A 14,831-nucleotide genomic window follows, 5' to 3' on the forward strand; every position below is an offset into this window, starting at 1 on the left:
GAGAACAAGAGGGCCCTGGACAGGGAGAACACCGAGATACCGGGTCCGACGATGTGACCCAAGTGCTTTCCCTTCACGGAAGAGTGTTGGAGAACAATGGGGACGGCCACGGGCCGTTGGTTAGCGGTGCCAGGTTGCAGAACGCCGCGCGGGAACCCGAGCAGTTCACCGCCGTCATCGAAGGGCAGCAGTACCGGATGCTGGGCGTCCCCGCCCGCAACGCCAACCAGCCGGTCGTGGTCGTGGTCGGCGCGAGCACGCAGATCGTGGAAGCGACGGCGGCCCGCACCAGCGAGATCTTCCTGATGGCCGGCCCGCCCGCCGCGGCGCTGGTGGGACTCGGCGCCTACGTCCTGGCGGGGGCGGCACTGCGGCCGGTGGAACGGCTGCGGCGGCGCCTCGCCGACATCTCCGAGCACGACATCGACGCCCGCCTGCGTGTGCCCGGGACGCGCGACGAGATCGCGACCCTGGCGACGACCATGAACGCGGTGCTGGACCGGCTGGCCCGCGCCCTGGCCCGTGAGCGCGGATTCGTCGCCGACGCCGGCCACGAACTGCGCACACCCTTGACGACGCTGAAGGCCGAGTTGGAGCTTGCACAGCAGCCGGGACGCTCTCACCAGGCGCTGGCGTCGGCCGTTGATGCGGCAGCCGCCGATACTGACCGGCTCATCCGGCTGGCCGAAGACCTGCTGCTCCTGGCCCGCGCCGACGAAGGACACGCCTTCCTGCAGCCCCGGCTCATGGCACCGCACGACGTCCTGGCCGCAGCGGTCCGGTCGGCGTCCACACGGGCCGCCGCCAAGGACATCACTCTGCGCTTGAGCAGCGAAGAGGACCTGCGCATGACGGCTGACCCGGATCGGCTGCGGCAGGCGGTCGACAACCTGCTCGACAATGCTCTGCGCTACTCGCCCCCGGGCGGCGTCATCGACGTCGGGCTCAGGCGCCGAGGCCGGCATGGACGCGCTGTCGCGGTGATCGAGGTACGCGACCAGGGGCCCGGCTTCCCGCCGGACTTCTTGCCCGTGGCTTTCGAGCGGTTCAGACGCGCCGACACCGCACGCAGCCGCGCCGACGGCGGTACAGGGCTGGGCCTGGCGATCGTCCGCTCCATCGCCCACGCGCACGGCGGACGAGCCGTGGCGGACAACCCTCCAGAAGGAGGCGCCCGAATGCGCCTGGAACTCCCGATGCCCCCCGCCCACGACCGGCACTCACACGGCGACTGAGGCGCGAGCCGCACGCCCCCCACTCAAGATGTCAACGTTCACATGCCGCGTACACGGTCGTCTCACCTGCGGCTTCGCATACTGGATCGCTCCAGCAGTCAATCCGTGAAAGGCGGATACATGAAGCTCAACCGGAAGATCGCGGCCACGGCGTTCGGCGTTCTCGCCCTCGGAGCGGCAGGCGCGTCCCTCGCTGGAGCGGCCTCCGCCGCCTCCCCCCCGCACGTCAAGGCCCCGGCCGTCTCCCGGCAGGTCACGCCCCCCGCCCCCAACCAGACCGACGAGCAGGGCGCGGACCCCACCGCCGGCCCCGACCACGACAGCGTCCAGCAGGGAGACCAGAAGGGCGCCGACAACGAATCGAACGAGAACGGCACCGAGAAGGAGTCCGGCGACAAGGCCGGCAACGAGGCCGGCAACGAGTCGAACAAGAACGGGCAAACCGAGAGCGCGCACGACGCCGACGGCGGCCACGAGGACGGCCCGAGCGACACCGGCACCGAAGCCGGGTAACGCCGAGCAATAACGAAGGGGCACCCGCGGCAGGTTCACCGGCCGCGGGTGCCCCATCCCATGCCCGGCGAGTGCCACAGAATCGACTCTTGTCGCCGTGCTAAGGACCGAAGCACCTTTTGGCTACAGTGGGTCACGCTCTGTCTGTGGCAGCAGAGCGTCAGTTGCGGGAGAGCGCAACCCTGGCGTTCGCCCACTACGTCGCGGTCGTCCGCGCCGAATCCGACCTCCCACGCGCGGACGGCGCGGACGTGCCGCCGCTGCGCCGCGGGATCCAAGTGCGCGACGTGTGGTTCCGCCACGGCGACGACCACCCCTGGGTGCTGCGCGGACTGGACCTGACGATCCCGCACGGCGACGCCGTCGCGCTCGTCGGCCTGAACGGCGCCGGCAAGAGCACCCTGGTCAAGCTGCTGTGCCGGATGTACGACCCGACCCGCGGGCAGATCCTCTGGGACGGCGTGGACCTGCGCGACATCCCGCCCGAAGCGCAACGCGCCCGGATAAGCGCGGTGTTCCAGGACCACATGAACTACGAGATGACCGCTCGCGGCAACATCGCCCTCGGCGACCTGGCGTCCCTGGACGAGCCGGGCGGGCGGAGGCCGCCGCCCTCGCCGGCGTCCACGACTGCTCGGCCCAGGGATCGCGTCGTGCGACGCCTGAGCCGAGCTCGCCGTCGTCTACGCCGGCAGTACCGGCCGTAGGTTTCGAGAGGCCGACCACATCATTTGCCTTCGGCTGTCTCCGTGGAGTCCGCGACGCCGTCGAGCCGGGCGACCAGATCGCGCAGGGCGGCCAACTCCTCTGCCAGCGCACGTGACCCCTTCGGGGTCAAACTGAGCCAGGTCCGGGGACGGCGTCCGTGGTAGCCCTTGTGAATCTCGATATAGCCGGCCTCGTCCAGCGTCCGTAGATGTCGGGACAGATTGCCGTCGGTGAGGTTCAGGGTGTCGCGCAGATACCCGAATTCGGCACGGTCGATCTCGTGCAGCACCGTCATGATGCCGAGACGGGTGCGATGGTGGACGGTGTCGTTGAGGCCTTGCGTGGGGTGCGGTGCCTCTGGCGGCCCGTTGGTCTCCCTCATGCCTGGACTCGGGCCGCGGTGGTGACCGAACGCAGTCGCGCCGACGCCCGCAACTGGACGACCAGCGCGCCGACCAGCAGGACGGCGGCCAGCAGGATCAGGTTCTGTGCCGGGTTGAGCATTCCATCGATCATGCCGCCGTACGGGGGCACGAGCCAAGGAGGGATTTGGCCGAGGCCGTAGCCGTTCATGATGACGCACAGCCCCCCGTACACGAGACCGCAGACCGCGACCCCCGGGCTCCGCTCCACCTTGGCCAGGACCAGCAACCCGACCGCGATCGCTAGCAGAGGACTGACCACGGCACTCGCCACGAAACCATCTCCGAGGGGCGAAGACGCATCCTGTGCGCCGTGGTCCTGAGCGAATACGGCGAGCAGGAACACGGCGAACAGCGCCGTGCCCATGTACGCCCAGGGCCGCCACCGCACGGTGAGGCCGACGCGGGCGGCCCGTCGCCGGTACCACCAGGCGCATGCCAGGTAGCTCAGCGGCCCTGTGATCAGCCAGAACCCGATCGAGAGGGCTCCCGATCGGTCGAACCCGTTCAGCCCCGCATAGCCGCTTGTCGAACCGGGTCTGCTCACGCTGCCGCCGTCCGGCAGCGCCTGCATCGCGTGGAAGGGGTGGGAGTACAGGGGGATCGAGGCCAGCGTCAGCAGGCCGAAGATCATTAGCGGGACCGCCGCCCCGCGCGCACGGGCACGGGTGAGCCGCCGCAGGCTGGCCACCTCGTCGAGTATCCGGTCGGGGGACTGTGGATCCATGATGCCTCCAGCATCTCGCGCTTGCGAAGTACTTTGCAACAGCGAGTACTTTCGCGTCAAGAGCCAGCGACGCTCTCGGAGCAGGAGGACGGTCAGGGCGGCGGGTCTCCCGCGCCGCCGCCCGGGGGAGGAGCGCGTCGACCCGAAATCATCCGACTGATCTCGCCATCGCGGGCACCGAAGGTCATGGCCGGCGGTCTGCGGCGGTCCCGGGCCCCCGCCACCACGGCGGCTACGAGTCGGCCTGGGGGCAGAGCTGGGCTCGTCCGGCGCGGAGCGTCCTCATCGTCAAGGTGCGACGCGCACGGGGGCTGTGGCACCGGGGCCGCCTGTCTATGTGGTGGGGCGGACGCAGCGGAGGAAATGCAGGCAGGTGGTGAGGGCGCTCGGTAGCGAAGCCGGGACCACAGTCCGTGGGCAGCCCTTCCCTGATGCTCGAAGTTGCCAAATTTCGCTGGCCGAGGGCGTTTGTGCAAGTAACCTTCCCATCAAGCTTCGGGAGTCCCCGCATCCCTCTCCCCACGAGATCGCGGAGTGTCATGCCCACAGAAGACCGCTCTGAGCTGGTATTCAATGGAGCGCCCGAGTTCCTTGAGTGGCTCTACGCGCTCGATCGGCGCCCCTGGCCGCTCACCAGCGAGAAGTTGCTCCCCATCGTCCACCTTCGCGTCGAGGACGCTCCGGGAGCATCGAGGAACCTGCTGGAGGCGTTGCGCGCGCACTGGACGGCGCATCGGCTTCGTGGGGCCCGCCAGTGCGTGGTGGTCGCACCCTCCGAGACGGTGACCGTGAACGGAGTGGAACAGCTGCTGGCCGCCGCGGCGGCACAGTTCTTCCAGGGGAATCGCCTGGTCAGGGGGCGGGGCGCGCCGCATTTCGCGCTCGCGTCCTGGCTGGCTTCCCTCCGGGGTGAGGCACCCGAGGGACTGTCAGAGGACACTGTCCTTGCCCAGCTCACCGAGCACTTATCCCAATACATGCTCTCCTCTGAAGCGGGAGCATCGCACGGCGTGCGGCTGGAGACCATCAGCGACCTCCCTTGGTGGATCAAACTGCTCGCGCACCATCTGCCTCGCCTAGCGCTGCAAATCGCCGACAGGCTGTTCGGCCCACAGAGGTGGTTCGAACGCCGGGGCGGGGGGCAGCGACAGGTGACGCACCCGGGCGAGCCGGCACCGCTCAGGGGAAACCTGCTCACGTTGGCCAAGAGGTTCGCCGCGCCCGCGGATCCGGAGCTGACGCAGCGCCAGGTGAACGCGCTGCTGGTCGATGCGCTGTTGCAAGATCTGCGCCGGGCGCACAGCAGGCGCGGTGTGTTCGGCAGGGGCCGGCGTCGGCGTACCTACCCGGTTCTCCTCCTGGGTGGCGAAACACAGGCGGCGGCCGATCTACTGATCGCGCTCCAGGATGTGCGGAACGGGCGGCCCCGTCGGGGCGGATTCAAACGGGACCCGCTGCTCGTCGTCGCCGCGGGACCGCGTCCGGCATTCGCCATCAGCCCACGGGCTCGGGAGGAGGCGCCTGGCAGTCCGGAGTCCGCCTATGAGCGGTGGCACGAAGATTTGATGGACGCGCCAAGGAGGGACCGGGACTGGCTGCTCCGGTTCGTGATTCCAGCGCCCCAACCACAGACAGAGGCTCCCGACTCCAGGGTTCGCGACTGGGTCAAGAACATACGACCGCCCCTACGGGTGCCATGGATGTCTTTCGTGGGGGTGGCCTTGCTGATCGCGGGCGTCATCGCGGTGCCAGTGACCAGCCACGAATTCTGTCGGACATGGTGGTCGCCCTCGATACGGGCCTGGGGTCTGCGCGACGACATGACTCTTGAGGATCTAGGCGACGACGACAGGCAGTGCGTAGGGCTCGCAGGCGAGGACCCACAGCGGATCTCCGGCACGCTGGCCGGGCCGATCAAGATGATCAGAACGACCAACGCGGCAGTGGTGCACCGTGACAGGTACGTCACCGTCGTGCACCTCACGATGCTGTCCCCGGGCAACGAGCAGGGAGAGCGGGCCACCCGCGAGGAGCTGCGCGGGCTGGCGATCGCGCAGCGGGAATCGCTGCAAAGCGACGTGCCGATCAGGGTGCTGCTGGCCAACGCGGGCGCGAACATGGAATACGCGGACCGCGCCGCACAGAAGATCGTGGCGGCGGCCAGCCGGGATCGGCGGATCGTTGGCGCCGTCGGGCTCGGGGTGAGCACGCGGCAGACCATCGACGCGGTCCGGCGGCTGGGGCAGGCGGGCTTGCCGTCCATCGGTTCGGCGACCACGGCCGATGGCCTGATCAGCGCCTCGCCCTACTACTACCAGGTGAGCCCGAGCAATCAGCGCCAGGCCGCCTTTGCGAGCCGATACGGCGTGGCGAATCTGCGTGCCAAGCGGGCCCGCCTGTACTACTCGGCAGACCCGAATGATAACTACAGCGGCGAACTCGCAACCGTCATGCGCCACCAACTGGGGGCCGCGGGGGTGGAGGTCACCGATTACGCGGGTTACCGGGTATCCGATGACGGACGCGGCGAGGGTGTTGCCCAGCTGGGCAGAAGGGGCTGCAGGGCGGCGAAGGGCCCGGGCGAGATCGTTGTCTATGCAGGGCGCGCCGAGCGCTTCGAACATTTCCTGAACGGCATGAAACTCGCCTGCCAGAACCGCTATCCGCGTATTCTGGCCACCGATGACGTTTCCCGTTTCGTCCTGACCGGCACTGACCGCAACTATCCGGGGCTGCGCCTGGAGTATATGGCCCTGGCGAGCAGTGCGCTGTGGGGCCACGATTGCAAGGTGATCCAAAAGCAGGGAAGCTTCTACATCCGCTACGAGGATGTGTTCGGAAGCGCTTGCAACGAGAATCGCGACGGCCGGGCGCTGCTGACGTTCGACGCGCTCGCGGTGGTCAGGCAAGCGGCGTCCAACGTGCTGGCCAGTGATCCGACTGCACTGGAGAAGCAGGGCATCATCACCGGACTGCCCGGCATCCGCGGCGACGGGCGGGTCAGCGGTGTGAGCGGCGACCTGGACTACTCGGACCCCGAGGCGCCGCGGACCCCCGTGGACAAGGCGATCATGGTGCTGCGCGCCACCGACGGGCAGCCATGCCTCGTCAAGGTGGAGGGAAGGTTCAGTTCCCAGGACAAAATTACGAGCGACTGCTGACGAACCACAGCGCGCGGATCTCACCTGGTGGTGACGGTGGGACGTGATCCTGACGACGACGGTCGCGTTTGCCGCCGTGCGCCCTCAGTCGGCGATCCTCTGCCGCCGCAACGTCGTCGAACGCAACACCTCCGCACCGCAACCGGCGACAAACCACCCATCACCAGACTGACCAACGTCCCTGGGCAGTACACCTAGGGCGGAGGCGGTTGGACGACCGCAGGGTGCTGTGCGGGATCTTGTCCATCCTTCCCACCGGGATCTGCGCGCCCGGTGCCGGTCGGTCGGGGCACTGTGTGAAGTCGCTGATCACGCAGAGCTACTTTGGGTCTGAGGCGCGTACGGGGGAAGGACGGCCGAAAAAGGTGAGGCGGGAGGGGCTTACCCTCCCGCCTCTATTCGGTTGAATAGATAGCGCGATGTCAGGCGCCATCCCCACACGCCGCCCTCGACCAGACGTCGAACAGGCGGCCCGCCGACCCGCCGACCGGTCCGATGCTGTCCCGCAGCGTCTCAGACGCCGGAAGGCGAGCATCGTCCACCGCGGATACCACGAGCGCGGCATCATCGATGGTGGACGAACAGACCGTGAGCAGATGGTCGGGAACCTTCAGCGCGGGATCTGTGCACCCCACGAGAGGTGTGCCCACGGCGGCGATCAGGGGGAACACCGTTCCCGGGATCCCGATCGTCGCCTCAGCCCGTGCCGAGGCGTCCAGCGACGGAACCTGGCTGAGCTCATACCGGGCCCACAGCGCGGGGTCCTCCCTTGGATGTAGGCCGACCACGATCCGCTTACCGGCCGTCCGCAGTCTCTCTGCTGCCGCCATCAGGAGAGCGGTGCCGGGCACCGCTTCCCCGGTCGGGTCGCGGCGGGTGACGCTCGTCAGGACGAGGACCAGCCCCGGCTCGGGCACCCGCTCCGGCAAATCATCGGTCTGCGGGGACCCGACGACGGTTATCGTCCCCCGTCCCGTGCCGAGATGGTCGGCGAACGCATCGGCCGCCGCCGGCGACGTGGCGGTGATCGTCTGCAGCCGCGGGCGCAACCCCCGCGCGCCGACGGCTTGCTGCGGCCCCAGATAGGCGAGCTCGCTGGCGGTCAGGGGCAGCCTCGGAAACCGACCGGCGACCTCCACCGGCCAGTCACCGGCCCCGGCGACCACGAGCAGATCAGCCGCTGGAGCAGTTTGCGGTGTCGCGGTCGGCACCGGGTCCCCGGGCTTGATCCGCGACTTGTCGGGCACCACCTGAGTCAGCTGCCAGCCGCGCCGTTTGGCCTCAGCGAGCAGCGGCTGCACGTGGTAGGTGGCCCAGGGCTCATTCGTCGCTATCAAGACCTGAAGCGCTTTGTTCGCCCTGGCACATGGTGATCGTGACATGGCCCTTCCTCTCTTTTGGATAGATCGACCCCTTGTGGGCCGCGTATTCAACCGTCCGCGAAGTCGCCGGGACCGCCACGGGGAGAGGAGGAGTGCGGGCCCAGCTCAGCAGACACGGCCGCGTGCTGGTGGTGGTCGACCAGCCCGCCTCGATCGGCGCGCTGCCCGTCGCCGTCGCCCGCGACGCCTACGTCATCGCCGAGGCCGCCCGCCCTCTCCCGCACTCGTTGCGCCGTGTCGACATCGGCCAGGAAGCCCTGGCTGAGCTGGAGGCGCTGGTCGGGATCGGCGACGACCTGGCGGGCCAGTCGACTCGGCTGGTCAACCGGATCCGCGGGCTGCCGGTCACCGTCCACCCGCCCTGGACCGCTGATCCACGAGTGTGGGGTGGGTCCGCAGAGGCACGACGACGCGATCGGGGTGGTGAATTTGACGGCGGACCAACGCGAAACGGCTATCGGCCACCTCATCGACGGCTGGCCTCCCGCGGTCGAACGATCTCCCATAACGATGTCCGCAGGGGACGTGTTCGGGGGTGTTTCCGTTACGCGCCGATGGGAGATTGGGTGGGACGGCACCGGGTTCACGCAGGTGTGGAGGGGGCCGCGCCGGCCCGGTCGCCCGGGGAGAGCGCGATGAGAGTCATGCTGAGAGCGGTCATGGACACTCAGGTCTCGAACGGCGCGATCAAGACCGGCAGACTGCCGGAGATTGTGAAGTCACTGATGGACCGGCTCGATCCCGAGGCGGCGTACTTCGGGCCCGGCGACGGCGGGCGCTGCTGCGTCCTCGTCTTCGATCTCCAGGACGCCGCGGCGATCCCCGCCATCGCCGAGCCGCTTTTCCAGGAACTGGGCGCGAAGATCGAGATCAACCCGGTGATGAACCGCGAGGACCTGCAGAAAGGCCTCGCCGCGTTGCAGTAGCGCGGAACGGCACCGCCGCCTCTACCACCTGCCGGTGCGAGGTCGGCCCAGACTTGCTCAGCCGCGAATGAAGGGGACCTGGGCGGTGAGACCGCCCGGCTCGGCCCTCTCCGTGGCGGTCGGCGCTCGGCGTCCGTGCCGACCAGTACCAGCGGCGCATCCACACCAGGTTTCGCACGAGCGGTCCGGCGCAGCCGTATGGGCGCGCGAAGCCCTCGTCCCGGAGGCCGGCGACCGCCGCGAGCAGCTCTGCCGCAAGGCTGACTGAGACAGCTCGAATGTCCGAAGAGCTCGGCCAGGGCGTGGACGCCGTCGAGCTGGATGGCGGGGGAGGGCGCCAAAAATGGGCGAGGACGGCGCGAACCGGTCGGTGCGCTGCCTTGCTCGGTCGGCTCATGCGTACAGTGCTAACTGCCGATGATGCCCCACCCGCGAGGTTGCGTAACGGGAGCCTCAACGTCGACTTTGCCCTCTCGTGCTGGGCTCTTGCCCTGGCGCGGGCTCTGCCTCACCGAACAATGCGTAGCGTGAAACTGTGTCGGATGAGATCGCGCGCCCACACGTCCTGGAGGTCGCATCGGCTGTTCGGGCAACTCGGCTATGACGGGACCTCATTGCAGCTGATCAGTGACGCCCTCGGCGTCGGTTCCGCAGTTGTCACCGAGGTGGCTGGGGACAAGCGCGCTCTCTACCAGGAGGTCATGCGGCAGGCATTCGAGGCGGAACGGGAAATGCTGGAAGCGGCCGTGTCCCGGTCGGACTCCGCGCGGTCAGCGGTGCACGAGATCGTCGACGCCTATCTCGATTTTCACGTGGCGAACCCGCAGAACCGCGCACTGTGGGCACATCGGTGGGTGGCCGACGCCGCCGACTTCTCCACCATGGAGGATCAATACGCCCGGCCGCTGATGCAACTCGCCGCCCGCAGGATAAAAGACGCTGTCCCCCCGGACGTCAACACCTACTACCTTCTCGGCACCATGGTCTGGTGCGTGCACGGCTTCTTGGGCTCAGGAATTCTCAACCACTATCAGGGGATGAAGGACGCGGCTCAGCCAGAGGTCGTCGAGTCATTCCGCGCGCACCTTCACGTTCTTATGGACCGGCTGCTCGCCCCGTGGCACGCGGCCCCCGATGACCCGGGTCCACCGACCAGGCTGTCCGCCCCTCCTCCGGAGTAGCCGACCGGGTTGGCGTACTCACCGGCTCACTGGGCCGGGGCGGTTCCCAGCGCATCCTGACTATGGGGCACGGCCATGGACGGCGCACAGGCCGACCAGGTCTGATCCAAGCGCACCAAGCACGCAGAGGACGCCTGCGACACGGGCGGGCTATGTGGCTGATCGTGACCGAACGTCGCCGCTTGTCCAGACTTCTCGCGTGGGACGCCCGACGGTCATCTCCACACCGAAGGGCCGTTGGCCACTCGCGCTGCCGTCGAGCGCAGGCGTTGCGAGCGTTCACCCAGGTCACGGTCGGCGGGCAGGCCCCGGTGCTAGTTTGTGGGGGAGCCGCCAGCACCGTTGAGACCGCGAGGAGACCTCTGATGACGGCGATGCCTGAAGAGCCGCCGTTCGTCCGTGACGACCTGCGAGATGCGCTCGCCGCGCTCGAGGTGATGCCGGGTTTCCGGGCCGAGCTGGTGGATGGAGAGATCATCGTGTCCCCGACCCCCGATGGGCAGCACGAGACCATCATCGTGGCGGTCGACGACTGGGTTCGTGACGTCCACGGTCTGCGGTTGCACCGCAACCTGACGCTGATCAGCCCGGAGGGGGAGTACGTGCCCGACGGGATCGCCGCTCCCAAGGGCGCGTTCGCGGGACGCGAGTGGCACAGCAAGCCCGACGGGGTGGCGATGGTCCTGGAGGTGACGTCCGGGAGTCGACGGGATCACAAGGGCGCTGAACGCGACCGCGGGCCCAAGCGTCGCGGCTACGCCGCCGCCGACATCCCGCTGTATCTCCTGATCGACCGGTTGGACGGCAAGGCCACGATCTTCTCCGAGCCGCGCGGGGATGACTACGCCCACATCGTCTCGGTCGCCCTGGGGGAGGACCTCCCCATCCAAGCCCCGCTCGAAGGCGTGCTGCCCACCCGCGAATTCTGACCGCTCTCGCCCCCGGTGCATGGAGCCCTGCGCTGAGGGCGTCGTGCCGATGCGCGACTCCGCCGACCGATAGGCGGCTTCTTCTTCGTGGACGTCGGGGCAGGCGAGCCCGTCAGCGGATCGCTCACCGAGGCCGATGGAGGGCGGGCCGGAGCCGGAGTCGTCCGCCGCCGAGGGGCGCACCTGCACCTGTCCCGCGCCTCTCGGCGACAGCGGCGCCACCAGCCCCCATGCGCTGAAGTCGCTCAGCGAAACCGACGGCACCACCGACACCACCGACCTGTACACCTGCGACGAGGTCGGGAACACCATCACCCGTGCCGGCCTTCGGCTGCGGGGCCGAGCCGTCGACGCCACGCCCATCCGGTTCGACCATCCGGTTCCGATGATCTCCACCCCGCCTCACCTGACGCGACGCGCGGGCAGGACGCGCACGCTCAAGCCCGTCACCGAGGACGGACGTATCGAACGCTCAGTGGGCTTGCAGAGATCGACCGCCTGATCTCGCAATCAACCGCCGAGCTTCACGAGCCGGTATCCGGGACCCTCGTCGATCAAGAATCCAGATTCCTCGCATCAGAGCAGCGCTCTCAGTGCCTGCCCGTACCACTCTGTCCGCGCCGGCCGGGCCATGCCGTCCTCGGCCGAAGTCACCTCGGCCGAGGACGACGCCGCTACGTGACGAGATCGACCGGCGGAAGGGTCAGGTGGCCTCAAGGATCAATGTGTGGGGATGGCGAAGGTAGTCGGCCCAGTAGCTATCGGGGTGCAGGCGGCGTCCCTCGTCCGAGAGCGTGGGGCGGACCCACTTCGCGTTGGTGAACCCGCCGCCGCGGAGTGCCCGCTCATGCGTTCGTTGCGACCAGCGGAAGCCGTGGAGCAGGAAGTCGTGACCGTCGATCGAGCCCGACAGATCGGTCGGCGCGCCGTCTCGGTCGTCATCGGGATCGCAGACGATGTCGAACCCGTACGGCTTGTAGTAGCCGGGCGATCTGGCGTGGTCCGGATTGAGGACCGCAGTCACGAACCGACCGCCGGCGGGTCCGGGCTTGAGCGCTTGCCGGGCGGTCCGGAAGATGCCGGTCAGATCCTCGGCCGTGGTGGCGTAGGGCGTGAGGTAGACGCCGACGACCAGGTCGAAGGCCCCGACCAGGCCGGGATCCAGGCCGAGGGCGGCGTCGGCGGTGAGGTAGCGGACGCCGAGCGGCTCGGCGCGTTCCAGACGCTCACCGTGTTCGATCATGCCGGCGGAGGCGTCGACGCCGATGGCGCGGGCGGCGCCGAGACGCCGCAACCTGCGCGTGTAGACGCCGCTCCCGCAGCCCAGGTCCAGGACGGCCAGGCCGTCGAGCGACCCGATCACGGCGAGCAGGCTGTGGGCCTCGATGTGCTCCCGGAAAGGGAACCGCCGGGTCGTCTCCTCGTAGGCCGCGGCGAGCGTGTCGAACTGACTCATGATCACCCATTTTCGTTCGATCACGTATAGTATTGACGTGACCACACTAGGTGATTTTCCTGGATGTGGCACCCCGGTTCCGCCCCAACTCCACCCCCGAACGCCCCCGGATCACTAGCCCGACCGCAAAGGATGCCGATGGACTGCAGCGCAGACCATGCCCTCCCCCTCCACTACCCCTTTCCCCTCGGCCCGTACGGCACGCCGCCACCCGTCCTGACCTGGGCCCGGGAGCACCGGCCCGTCTGCCCCGTGATCCTGCCGAGCGGTGACCGGGTATGGATGATCACTCGCAAGGACGACATCACCCGGGTCTTCACCGATCGCCGCTTCTCACGCGACCTCACCTACCCCGGCGCCCCGCGTTTCGTCGGCGACGATTTCACCATCGTCCCTGGTGGGATCTTCAACCTCGACCCGCCCGACCACACCCGGATCCGCCACGCCCTCAACCCCTTCTACACGCCCGCCCGCGTGCAGCGGTACAGGCCGATGATCGAACGGCATGCCGGCGCGCTGCTGGAGGCCATGGCGTCCAGTCCCGGTCCCGCCGACCTTCTGGAGGTCTACGCGGCGCCCCTGCCGCTGCGGGTCAGCTGCGAACTGCTGGACATCCCGATCCAGCACCGCGTCCAGTATCTGGAGGCTTTCCGGACCCAGATCGCCCTCAACGTGGACGCCGATCAGGTGTCGGCCGCCACCAGCACAACCCTGGAGTTCACCGATCAGGTCATCGCCGCCAAGCGGGCCCGGCCGAGCGCCGATGACCCCGTCGGTGCGCTCATCCGGGCGCACCGCGACGGCGCCATCAGCGAGCAGGAGCTCCGCGGCACCGTCAGCTACCTGTTCGTCACAGGTTCCGACCCGCTGGTGTCGCCGGTCGCCACCGGCGTCATCACCCTCCTGCGGCACCGCGAGCAGTTAGACCAGTGCATCGCCGACCCCCGCCTGTGGCCGAAGGCGGTCGAGGAGCTGTTGCGCTATCACCACAACGGCGTCCTCGGCTATCCGCGGGTCGCCACCGAGGACGTCACCCTCCACGGGGTGCGCATCGTCAAGGGCGACGGCGTCTGCGCGCCGATGCTCGGCGCCACCTGGGACGAACGCCACTACCCCGCCCCGGACGAGTTCGACATCCACCGCCCCACCGACGCGACCGCCACCTTCGGCGCCGGCCCCCACTTCTGCCTGGGCGCGGCCTTCTCCCGCCTCTACCTCGCCATCGCGTTTCAGACGCTGTTCGACCGCTTCCCCGAACTCCGCCTGTCGGTACACGAAGACGACATCCCATGGCGCAATGACGTCGGACAGACCCGTCCCGACCAGGTCCCGGTGTGCTGGTGAGGCCCTCCGCGAGGGCGGTCGCGAGGCCGACCGCCGCGGGGCGGCACGAGGAAGCGGACGCGAACAGGAAGGCGAGTGGATGGGATCGATGAGGTCGAGGGCGGACATGCCGCGCGGCGGCCCGCGTGCCGGCTGGTGGGATCGTCTTTATGAGACGGATCGGCTGGAGTATCTCGACCGGCCCGAGACGGCTGAGAAGGCGCGGCGGGTCCACCAGGGCCTGTACCGCCTCCAACGCTTTGGCGGCCTGTACCGGATCTGGGACCGGTGGATCCAGGCCGAGGTCGCCGAGGTGCCCAAGCCGCGGATCCTGGAACTGGGCGCGGGATCCGGTGGGCTGGCCCAGCACGTCCTGGCGCGGCATCCGACCGCCCGCTGGACCCTCAGCGACGTGTCCCCGAAGACCGTCCGGGACCTGGAGGCCGGACCGCTGGGCCGCCACCACCGCGCGGAGACGGCCGTGATCGACGCCACCCGCATCGATGCCGACGCCGGATCGTGGGACCTGGCGGTGTTCGCCTTCTCCCTGCACCATCTGCGGCCCACGGCGGTCCAGGCGGTGTTGCGCGAGGGCACTCGGGTGGCGTCACGACTGCTGATCATCGACGGCTGGCGCAACCCGGCCTGCCTGGTCGCGGGCATCCCCGTGGCGCTGCTCGGTGGCGGTCCGACCCTCCTGCACGACTGGGTGATCAGCGCCCGCAAGTTCTACGGCGCTGACGCGCTGCGCGCCCTGGCCTCTGACTGCGGCGCCTCGGTCTCCCTGCGCTGCAGCGTCACCCCGCCGTTCTGGACGGTGTTCCGCGCCCAGCGCACCGGGCAGCCCCCGTCTTGACGGACGGCTGTG

At 68.8% G+C, this 14,831-nt stretch carries 13 protein-coding genes and 1 pseudogene; 10 read left to right on the forward strand and 4 right to left on the reverse strand.

Going from position 1 to position 14,831, the window contains the following annotated elements:
* Positions 1 to 134: 134 nt before the first annotated feature.
* The 3 genes from ACQEU6_RS02535 to ACQEU6_RS02545 all read left to right on the forward strand — a co-directional run bounded on the left by ACQEU6_RS02535 (position 135) and on the right by ACQEU6_RS02545 (position 2,455).
* A complete protein-coding gene (locus ACQEU6_RS02535) occupies positions 135 to 1,235 on the forward strand; it encodes a sensor histidine kinase (protein WP_499328946.1) in 1,101 nt (366 codons plus the stop codon).
* Between the two features lie 120 nt (positions 1,236 to 1,355).
* Positions 1,356 to 1,748, forward strand: a complete 393-nt coding sequence (locus ACQEU6_RS02540; RefSeq protein WP_499328947.1) for a hypothetical protein — start codon at positions 1,356 to 1,358, stop codon at positions 1,746 to 1,748.
* A 146-nt stretch (positions 1,749 to 1,894) separates the two neighbouring features.
* On the forward strand, positions 1,895 to 2,455 hold the full coding sequence (locus ACQEU6_RS02545; RefSeq protein ID WP_499328948.1) for an ATP-binding cassette domain-containing protein: 561 nt from the start codon (positions 1,895 to 1,897) through the stop codon (positions 2,453 to 2,455).
* 20 nt (positions 2,456 to 2,475) lie between these two features.
* Here ACQEU6_RS02545 and ACQEU6_RS02550 read toward each other — a convergent pair whose 3' ends face one another.
* Both ACQEU6_RS02550 and ACQEU6_RS02555 read right to left on the reverse strand, forming a co-directional pair.
* Positions 2,476 to 2,838: a winged helix-turn-helix domain-containing protein gene (locus ACQEU6_RS02550; RefSeq protein ID WP_499328949.1), complete on the reverse strand. Its 363-nt coding sequence runs from the start codon at positions 2,836 to 2,838 to the stop codon at positions 2,476 to 2,478.
* Positions 2,835 to 3,605, reverse strand: coding sequence for a hypothetical protein (locus tag ACQEU6_RS02555; protein ID WP_499328950.1), 771 nt, complete (start codon positions 3,603 to 3,605; stop codon positions 2,835 to 2,837). Before ACQEU6_RS02555 ends, ACQEU6_RS02550 begins: the two co-directional genes overlap by 4 nt.
* Positions 3,606 to 4,144: 539 nt before the next feature.
* On the opposite strand from ACQEU6_RS02555, the gene ACQEU6_RS02560 reads away from it, so the two are divergent.
* Positions 4,145 to 6,766: an ABC transporter substrate-binding protein gene (locus tag ACQEU6_RS02560; RefSeq protein WP_499328951.1), complete on the forward strand. Its 2,622-nt coding sequence runs from the start codon at positions 4,145 to 4,147 to the stop codon at positions 6,764 to 6,766.
* A 422-nt stretch (positions 6,767 to 7,188) separates the two neighbouring features.
* Here ACQEU6_RS02560 and ACQEU6_RS02565 read toward each other — a convergent pair whose 3' ends face one another.
* Positions 7,189 to 8,067, reverse strand: a complete 879-nt coding sequence (locus tag ACQEU6_RS02565; RefSeq protein WP_499328952.1) for a hypothetical protein — start codon at positions 8,065 to 8,067, stop codon at positions 7,189 to 7,191.
* 182 nt (positions 8,068 to 8,249) lie between these two features.
* Between ACQEU6_RS02565 and ACQEU6_RS02570 the strand changes: the two are divergent.
* The 4 genes and pseudogenes from ACQEU6_RS02570 to ACQEU6_RS02585 form a co-directional block, all read left to right on the forward strand.
* Positions 8,250 to 8,507: pseudogene (locus ACQEU6_RS02570) on the forward strand (IS110 family transposase); the annotation flags it as partial.
* Positions 8,508 to 9,616: 1,109 nt separating this feature from the next.
* The gene (locus ACQEU6_RS02575) at positions 9,617 to 10,255 is read left to right on the forward strand and encodes a TetR/AcrR family transcriptional regulator (RefSeq protein ID WP_499328953.1); all 639 of its coding nucleotides are present in this window, start codon (positions 9,617 to 9,619) and stop codon (positions 10,253 to 10,255) included.
* Positions 10,256 to 10,620: 365 nt separating this feature from the next.
* Complete coding sequence (locus ACQEU6_RS02580) at positions 10,621 to 11,184, forward strand: Uma2 family endonuclease (RefSeq protein WP_499328954.1); 564 nt, start codon at positions 10,621 to 10,623, stop codon at positions 11,182 to 11,184.
* A gap of 136 nt (positions 11,185 to 11,320) precedes the next feature.
* The gene (locus tag ACQEU6_RS02585) at positions 11,321 to 11,686 is read left to right on the forward strand and encodes a hypothetical protein (protein WP_499328955.1); all 366 of its coding nucleotides are present in this window, start codon (positions 11,321 to 11,323) and stop codon (positions 11,684 to 11,686) included.
* A 201-nt stretch (positions 11,687 to 11,887) separates the two neighbouring features.
* Here ACQEU6_RS02585 and ACQEU6_RS02590 read toward each other — a convergent pair whose 3' ends face one another.
* Positions 11,888 to 12,640: a class I SAM-dependent methyltransferase gene (locus ACQEU6_RS02590; RefSeq protein ID WP_499328956.1), complete on the reverse strand. Its 753-nt coding sequence runs from the start codon at positions 12,638 to 12,640 to the stop codon at positions 11,888 to 11,890.
* A gap of 138 nt (positions 12,641 to 12,778) precedes the next feature.
* On the opposite strand from ACQEU6_RS02590, the gene ACQEU6_RS02595 reads away from it, so the two are divergent.
* Complete coding sequence (locus tag ACQEU6_RS02595) at positions 12,779 to 13,984, forward strand: cytochrome P450 (protein ID WP_499328957.1); 1,206 nt, start codon at positions 12,779 to 12,781, stop codon at positions 13,982 to 13,984.
* Between the two features lie 88 nt (positions 13,985 to 14,072).
* Entirely contained in the window at positions 14,073 to 14,819 is a 747-nt protein-coding gene (locus ACQEU6_RS02600; RefSeq protein ID WP_499328958.1) for a class I SAM-dependent methyltransferase, read from the forward strand.
* Positions 14,820 to 14,831: the final 12 nt, after the last annotated feature.

The sequence above is a fragment of the Spirillospora sp. CA-108201 genome, assembly GCF_050936235.1.
Classification (GTDB): Bacteria; Actinomycetota; Actinomycetes; order Streptosporangiales; family Streptosporangiaceae; genus Spirillospora.

Excerpts from the sequence above, each read along its gene's own strand:
- ACQEU6_RS02595 (WP_499328957.1), top strand. The coding sequence starts at position 12,779 with ATGGACTGCAGCGCAGACCATGCCCTCCCCCTCCACTACCCCTTTCCC.
- ACQEU6_RS02540 (WP_499328947.1), top strand. The coding sequence starts at position 1,356 with ATGAAGCTCAACCGGAAGATCGCGGCCACGGCGTTCGGCGTTCTCGCC.
- ACQEU6_RS02600 (WP_499328958.1), top strand. The coding sequence starts at position 14,073 with ATGAGGTCGAGGGCGGACATGCCGCGCGGCGGCCCGCGTGCCGGCTGG.
- ACQEU6_RS02555 (WP_499328950.1), bottom strand. The coding sequence starts at position 3,605 with ATGGATCCACAGTCCCCCGACCGGATACTCGACGAGGTGGCCAGCCTG.
- ACQEU6_RS02585 (WP_499328955.1), top strand. The coding sequence starts at position 11,321 with ATGGAGGGCGGGCCGGAGCCGGAGTCGTCCGCCGCCGAGGGGCGCACC.
- ACQEU6_RS02560 (WP_499328951.1), top strand. The coding sequence starts at position 4,145 with ATGCCCACAGAAGACCGCTCTGAGCTGGTATTCAATGGAGCGCCCGAG.
- ACQEU6_RS02590 (WP_499328956.1), bottom strand. The coding sequence starts at position 12,640 with ATGAGTCAGTTCGACACGCTCGCCGCGGCCTACGAGGAGACGACCCGG.
- ACQEU6_RS02580 (WP_499328954.1), top strand. The coding sequence starts at position 10,621 with ATGACGGCGATGCCTGAAGAGCCGCCGTTCGTCCGTGACGACCTGCGA.
- ACQEU6_RS02550 (WP_499328949.1), bottom strand. The coding sequence starts at position 2,838 with ATGAGGGAGACCAACGGGCCGCCAGAGGCACCGCACCCCACGCAAGGC.
- ACQEU6_RS02575 (WP_499328953.1), top strand. The coding sequence starts at position 9,617 with ATGAGATCGCGCGCCCACACGTCCTGGAGGTCGCATCGGCTGTTCGGG.